Here is a 7,627-nt window from a genome sequence, read left to right on the forward strand (position 1 = left end):
GTGTTTCCTCATGGTCAGCAATCGTCCTTCTGACCAGGGAGTTTATTCGTGCCTCCGGACAAGTTGACCTCACAGCGTGAGGCCGTGGTGCGACGCCGGCTGGCTGGAAGCCATGCGCCGCTGCGTACTCCTCTCACGCACGCGGGCGGGGACCGTCATTGCGGCCATCTCTATCCCTCTGTGCGACGCCGCCGCCTCCACCCGGCCACGCCTGGGGAAGCCTCGCCGATGAATTGCACTGCCGTTGCGGGCCGGTGGGGACTGCGTCGGGACGTTCTGAGATCTCCGCATCACGGGTTGGCACTTCACGCGATCAGCTGCATCGAAGGGGGACAGCATGGGCTCCACTGCCCCGAACCTGACCGGCCGCACTGACAATCCGGATGCGGGTCAGGTAGTCGACCTGGTCGCCGACCTGGTCGATGCCATCGACTGGCTCTACGACCACTGGTATCTCCTCGCGGCCGGCATCGCCGTGTGCTGGGGGGTAGGCGAGATGGCTGTGCGTCGGCTCGCCGCCCATGTCTCGGCCGAACGTATGGCCCTCGAATTGGTCCCCGGCCGCCACTTCGACCCGAGTCTGGAGGAGATCTTCCGGCGTGGCGTGCAACTTGCCCGCGCCTCCACGGCCATGCCCTGGTGGGCACCCCGGCGGGCGAAGGCCGTTCAGATCAGGATGCGCGCGGACGGCAGTACGCCGCTGCGGTATCGCATCGAAGGCCCGGCCGGCGCCCAACGCCTGCTGTCCATCACGCCCTTCGGGCCGGATGTCGTGGTCAGCCCGGCCCGACCGATCGTCGACAAGCCCCGTGACCATACGGTGCGAGCGGAGTTCATCCTGCGCGGCAAGCTCACCGCCCCACTGCGCGAGGTGCCACTCGAACCCGACCCGCTACAGCCTCTCGTCGACGCCGTGTCCGACCTGCGCGGGGAGCTCGGTGACCTCGCCGAGATCCGCCTGGACATTCAGCGTGCCCCCAAGTGGGCGCTGCGCGCGCGCCGTCTCCAGCTAATGGGCGCCGCCCGCCGCGCCGAGCGTCGCGAGTCCCAGCGGGCCGCGCGCTGGCTGCGGCAGGATGCGAGCGGAGTCGAGGACTCGCTGACCTGGCAGCTGCAGCAGCTGCTCGGTTCACGGCCCGGTGCATCGGGCGCCGGTCGGCGGCTGGTCATGCCGCCTGTGCCCCGCCGGGTCGATCCGGTGGAGGCGCTGGGCAAACTCGTCGGCGACGACCAGCTGGTGCGAGTCCAGCTGTTGGTGATGTGTGCGTCCAACGTTGAGGGCCGCGCACAGGCCCGCCTCGCTCAGCTCCAGGCCGCATTCGATGTCTTCGGCGGCCGCGCCCGGTGGGCCATGCGCGGCTGGCGGCTGGGCCCCTGGCGGGTCGGAGCCGACCACTGGCCCACCCGTGGCGCCTTCGAACGGCGCTGGACACTGGCGCACTGCCAGCCTCCCAGGGCCAACTGGGTACGGCTGGAGGAACTTGCCGGCCTGCTCAAACCGCCGACCGTTCACTGCCGTGTGCCGCTGTTCGCCGGTGATCTGCCGACGTTCGAGTTCGGCAATCCGGACCTGCTCCTGCAGGGCATCTACCGCACGCCCGACGGCCGACGCCGCCTGGTGGCCACGCACGCGGCCGAGACTCTGTTCGAGGTCGGCGTGGGCAAGGCGGGCGGCGGAAAGACCGAACGTGCACTCGCGCAGGCGATCGGCTGGGCGCATGCCGGCGGCGGACTGATGTTCCTCGATCCGCACGGCGACTCCTGGCCTCGCGCCGTCCCCTTCCTCGCCCACGACCACCTCATGCAGCGCATCGCGCTGGTCGATCTCAACGCCCACGGACCCACCGCCCAGCTCGCCTCGTGGAATCCCATCGGCATGCACCAAGGGCAAGCCGCGCACGAGGTCGTCGAGGCCACCGCGGATGCCTTCGCGGCGGCTCTCGGCTGGGACGATGCCACCGCCCCGCGTGCCCTCGCCATCCTCACCGCCGCCCTCACGGTCCTGGTCGCCGTCAACGAGATGGCCTGCCGTGCCGGACGGCCCGAGGACCAGGCCACGATCTTCCAAGCGCGGGCCCTGCTCACAGACGACGACTTCCGCATGTCGGCACTGGCGGCGGCAGGAAGCCGGCTGGATGAGGAGACCCGAGCATGGTGGGACACCACCTTTCCCGCATTGCCCGCGGACGCCTTCGGCGTCGTTCTCAACCCGATCGCCCGCCTGGCCAGCAACCCGGTCACCCGCTCCTTCCTCGGACAGCCGGACGGCGTGTACAACATCCGCGCCGCCATGGACGCACGAATGATCGTGTGGGTGTGCCCGGGCGGCAACGGCCCGACCGACCGGCTGCTGACCGCACTGCTGGCGCGGGATCTGCTGCGGGCCGTCCGCTCCCGCCGCGACACCGCAGAGGGCAAACGCGTGCCGTTCCGGGCCTACTTCGACGAGCTGATCACGCTCACCGGTGCCGCCCCGGAAACGATCGCGGCAATGTTCGAAGACTTCCGGAAGTACAAGTGCCACGTCCACGGGATGACCCAGCTGCTCTCCCGCCTTCCCGGCCCCGTACGTCAGTCCCTGCTGCAAAACGCCTCCACCCTGGCGTCAACCGCGGGCTCCCGCTCAGCGATCGCCCCGATCACCGCGGAGTGGGGAGACACGCCCGGGCCCGACATCGTCGCCACCCTGAACCGTTTTGAGCACTACATGTCGCTGACGGTCCACGGCAGCCGGGTCGGGCCCGCGCAAATCACCGGTCCGTACCTCGACGAGGTCTTCGCCGACCTGGCCCGCCCCCGCCAAGCAGCGGCCCTCGAGCGCGCCGCCCGCGCGACAGCCCAGACGGCGCCGCTGAGCGAGCTCACCGCGCGGGCCACCAGCCAGCACGGCCGCGTCGACGCCCTGGTCACCGAGCTCGCCCCCGCCGCCCCGCCCTCTCAAGTCCACCCGCCGACGACCGTCCTGCAGAAGAAGGAATACCGGTGATGTCCGCCAAGACGCTCCGACCGTCCTCAGAACCGGTCCCGAGTCCCTCGGAGCCGTTGCGTCATCAGATCCTCGCGGCGCTCGCCCAGCACCGCATCGCCACCACCAGCCAACTCCTCCTGCTGCTGCGGCCAGAAGCGACTCGCTTCGCGCTCTCCAACCCTATGAAAACGCTGCGGCAGCAAGGCCTGATCGATTACGTCGTCCTGCCCCAGTCCAACCGCACCAGGGCCTGGTTCCTCACCCCCGACGCGACCCGCCTCACCCGTGACTGGCCCGCACTGCGCGGCAGGCCTCCGTATCCCATCACCTCAGCCACCGCTGCGTCCCTGCGCACCCCGCACACCCTGACAGTGCTCCGCACTCACCTAGCCTTCGCCGCCGATGCACGCCGCCGGGGTGATGAGCACAGCCCATGGGACTGGACGCCCGAGGTCTCCCACAGCATCGGCGACGGCGAACGCGTCGTCGCCGACGCCGTCTTGCACTACACCGCCGTCGAAAACACAGAGCGTCGCAAACTCCGGGCTTTCGTTGAAGTCGACCGCTCCACCATGAGCAGCGAGCGCCTGGCCGTGAAATTGATCGACTATGCGCGCTTCTGGTCCTATCAGCCGCAGCCCATCGGCCGGCAGCGTTCACGCGCCCGGGTCCCGGCGCCTGGGCCGACGTGGCTGCGCTGGTACCCCGTCTTTCCGCGCGTCCTGTTCGTTCTGACCGCAGCCTCCCGGCAGGTCCTCAACGGACGCAGCAGCGACTTGAAAGCCATGGTCGCCCAGCATCCCCTCGTGGCCACGATGTCCCGGCAGGTACCGCTTGGTGCAGCAATTCTGGAGGACCTCGAAGAAGAGGGAGCTTCCGGCGACATATGGGTGCCGTTGGATGGCGGCGAGCCTCGTCCGTGGATGGACCTGTGAGAGACCGAAGCTGATCGAGTGCACGTCCCGCAGGTTCCTGCCGTGTCCGGGACCCTGCGCCGCGCCGACCTCGTCTCGCAGGACGGCGCGATACGCGGCGAAGTGAACACGGGGTGCTGTTCCTGCTGGTCCCGGGGCGCGTACGAAGGGGCGCCCACCTACGCTGCCCGGCAGGAGGTCGTAGTGCCGTCGTTCGCTCTGCCCGCGCCGATCGCTCTGGCACGCTCAGTCGCTGTCGGCCCGAGGCGCTGTGCTGGGCGCTCGAGCCGAAGTTATGGACAGGGTTTGCCCTTGTCCGCTGTCCTTCTTCGCAACGTGATCACCCGTTGCGGTGAATGGCCGGGCCCTGAGCCTCCGTCCTCCAGCGAGCAAGTTCATTACGGGTCCTAAGGGTTTCGCTGTCCTCGGGGCCCAGTACTCGATTTTGGTCTGGAAGTAGTTGCTCCAGATCGGCGATGGCTCCGGCTGCATCACCTGCACTCCACCGCTGGATGGCGAGGCGGTATCGGTAATAGAGAGAGTCAGGGTGGTCCGGCCCCCACTCTCGTTCTCGATCTACGGCCAACTGCTCATAGATCGGAACCTCTCTGGCTGCACTCGTCTTCGTTTGCCACTGGGCAAGGTCGTGAAGGGTGCCGACGGTGTTGGGGTGGTCGGCACCCAGCATCCGTTCCTGGTCTGTGACTACCTGTTCCAGAAGGCTACGCCGGGCAATCAGGGTGTCGGGGTGATTGGCACCCAGCACCCGCTCCCGGTCGGCGACTACCTTCTCCAGCTCGGCGATGGCTCCGGCAACATCACCCGCCCTGCCCCGCACCACGGCGAGACGGTGCCGGGTGCTGAGAGTGTCGGGGTGGTCGGTAGCCAGCATCCGTTCCTGGTCGGCGACTACCTTCTCCAGCTCGGCGATGGCTCCGGCGACATCGCCCGCCTTCCACCGCCATGTAGCAAGGCGGTGCCGAGCCTTGAGGGTGTTGGGGTGGTCGGTACCCAGCACCCGCTCATGATCGGCGACTACCTTCTCCACGGCGGTAATGGCGGCGGCGACACCTTCGGTCTCCATACGCCAACGGAGGAGGCTGAACCTGGCGGTGAGAGTGTCGGGGTGGTCGGTACCCAGCACCCGCTCCCGGTCGGCGACTACCTTCTCCAGCTCGGCGATGGCTTCGGCAACATCACCCGCTCTGCCCCGCGCAATGGCGAGGTTGTGCCGTGTACTGAGGGTGTCGGGGTGGTCGGTGCCGAGCACCCGCTCCTGGTCGGCGATCAGCTGCTTCAGATGGGCGAAGGCTCTGACCGTATCGTTCACCTCCGACCGGCAGACGGCGAGGATGTGCCGGGCGGTGAGGGGGCGGGGGTGGTTGGCGCCCAGCACCCGTTCCATGTCCGCGATCAACCGCTCCAGGTCGGCGATAGTGCCGACCACGTCCCCCGCCGTTCTCCGCATGATGGCAACGTTTTGCCGGACGATGAGGGTGCGCGGGTGGTTGGCGCCCAGCACCCGCTCCATGTCCGCGATCAACTGCTCCAGCTCGGCGATGGCGCCGGTAACATCCCCCGCCTTGTACCGCCAGGTGGCGAAGTCGTTCCGGACGACGAAGGTGTCAGGGTGGTCGGCACCCAGATGGTGCTGAGTGCTGCCAACCAGGTGCTTGAAGTAGAGGTGGGCAGCCCCAACCTGCCCAGCTTTTCCAAGGCTCCGACCGGCGCGGGGGAGTACAGGATGGGCATCGGTCGCAAACAAGGCGTCTCTGGCATGGAGAGCGAGCGCCTCTGTGTTGGCTCGCAGGGCCTGTGCGAGAGGAGTGTCGCAAGGTTCGTCCTCGGGCCATGCGGCGATCAGAGCGTCAGCCGCTGTACGTGCGAGTCGGTCACGCTGGCCCGCAGGGAGAAAGTCTCGAAGGGCGCGCTGGACAAGCTGGTGGATGCGGACTGCTTGGTGGGTGCTGCCGAGGGAGTGGTCGATCAAGCTCAGTCGGTGCAGCGCCCGCAGCACCTGGTTGGCGTCCCTGGCCGAGACCTCTGTGACATGCGTTTGCCCGAGGGCTCCGGGCTGAGCGAGGTGGGCGAGAGACGGTTGGCTGAACAGCACTGAGGCAGGGATGCCGTTGGGGTCGAGCATCGCGCAGAGTTCCAGCATGGGGCGAGCAAGCCCCACTGGGGGCAGCCGGTCGGCACGCTCAAGAGATAGGGACCATGCGGCTGCGACGGTTGAGGTCTGATCGTCGGGAAGTCCGGAGGGGTCAGGCAGTACATCTGTGAGCTGACATGACCGCTCCATGAGCAGGTCACGGTAATTGGCACAGGTCAGGCCGCTATCGACGAGGTAGGCAACGGCCTGGGACAGCGCGAGCGGCAAGTGACCGAGTGTGTTGGCAAGAGCGACGAGCTGGTCGATGGGTTCGTCACGGCTATGGGCAGCCAGAGCGGTGGTGAGGTAGGAGGTCGCCTCTTCCGCCGTGAACAAGCCGACCGGCACCATGCGGCAACCATGCCCGGTGAGCGTGGCATCGCGGCGGCGGGTGGTGATCAGAGTGCGGCCGTGCGGGCTCCTGGGAGGCCACAGATCCCGGATGTCAGCTGGGTCGGCAAGATCATCGAGCACCACCAGCCAGCGGCGCGTCATGCCAGGCTTGGGCTCCAACCAAGCCAGGAGCGCGCGCACTGCGGTCTCCGAGTCGACGGTGTCGGCACCCAATACCTCGACCGCAGCCTGCGCGTAGCTGGCGATAATCGCGTCGCGGGTAGCGGCGGTCGCCCACACGAGTAGGTCAAGTCGTCCCGTCTGCCACAAGGCACGGGCGTGATGGGCGGCAAGCTGGGTTTTCCCAGCCCCGCCCAGGCCGACCAGTACGTGGATGCCGCCGCCTCCCGGTTGTTCCAGCTGCCGGGCCGTGGCGCGGTCCTGGAAGCAGCCAGCCTCCCGCGGCAATGTGCCGACTTGGTGAGGCCAGGTCACCGTGGTCGGGGCGGCGTAGAAGGCGATCTTGTCGATCCGGTGGGCGGCGATACTGCGATCCCTAGCTGAAATACCTCCTGGGACGCCGATGGCGTCCGGTGCCAGGGTTTCGCTTGCCGGTCCGCTCAGTCCTGCGGCGGATCCGGCATCGGATGAGGGCCGATGCGTGCATCCTGGATGACAGCGGCCGCGATCGATCCCTGATCGGCGCGGATGTCCAGATGCCCCTTGACGGCCACTCCTCCCGGCCCGGCCGACACAGCGTCCCCCGGGCCTTGGTCGACCAGCAGGGCACGGAGCTGATCGGCAGCCTGATCGCGCTCTGGTCCGTCCAGGTGCTCCAGCGTTGCCTCGATGCGGGCCTGCCAGGCGGCTTCCATGCTGACCCGCGCCCTCTCCACCTGGGCCGGATCAGCGGCTTCCAGGGCGGCAGCGGTCCGGTCAAGGCGCTCCAGCTCCGCTTGCTCCCTTTGAGAGTCACCCCGCCCGAACCAGCACGCCACCGCCTCCCGGAGTCCAGTCCACGCGTCCGTACCCGCAGCCTGCACTACTGCAGTGCCCCCAGCGGCAGCCAGCGCCGTCAGTGACTCCACCAGCATCTTTCCGGCCTCCTCACATGAGCGGCCTCACTTCAACCGTAACGCTGCACAAGGTGCCCTGCAGCCCACACTGCCCGTATACCGTTCGTGGTCATCGCCGACCGTGCTCGCCCGCCGGATCATGATCGACATGACGCTGGACCGATCCCACGGACAGCCCAACAGT

The 7,627-nt window shown here is 68.0% G+C and carries 4 protein-coding genes; 2 read left to right on the forward strand and 2 right to left on the reverse strand.

Annotated features, from left to right (window positions below; all coding sequences use genetic code 11):
* Positions 1-337 precede the first annotated feature (337 nt).
* On the forward strand, positions 338-2,986 hold the full coding sequence (locus AQJ46_RS47990; protein ID WP_059211668.1) for a hypothetical protein: 2,649 nt from the start codon (positions 338-340) through the stop codon (positions 2,984-2,986).
* On the forward strand, positions 2,986-3,903 hold the full coding sequence (locus AQJ46_RS47995) for a replication-relaxation family protein (protein WP_059211708.1): 918 nt from the start codon (positions 2,986-2,988) through the stop codon (positions 3,901-3,903). The genes AQJ46_RS47990 and AQJ46_RS47995 overlap by 1 nt, the downstream gene beginning before the upstream one ends.
* Before the next feature lie 319 nt (positions 3,904-4,222).
* Here the strand turns inward: AQJ46_RS47995 and fxsT are convergent, their stop codons facing one another.
* Positions 4,223-6,862, reverse strand: a complete 2,640-nt coding sequence (gene fxsT / locus AQJ46_RS48000) for an FxSxx-COOH system tetratricopeptide repeat protein (protein WP_159064213.1) — start codon at positions 6,860-6,862, stop codon at positions 4,223-4,225.
* Positions 6,863-6,987: 125 nt separating this feature from the next.
* Entirely contained in the window at positions 6,988-7,461 is a 474-nt protein-coding gene (locus tag AQJ46_RS48005; protein WP_030945954.1) for a hypothetical protein, read from the reverse strand.
* Positions 7,462-7,627: the final 166 nt, after the last annotated feature.

Origin of the sequence: Streptomyces canus, assembly GCF_001514145.1 — a bacterium.
Lineage (GTDB): Bacteria > Actinomycetota > Actinomycetes > Streptomycetales > Streptomycetaceae > Streptomyces > Streptomyces canus.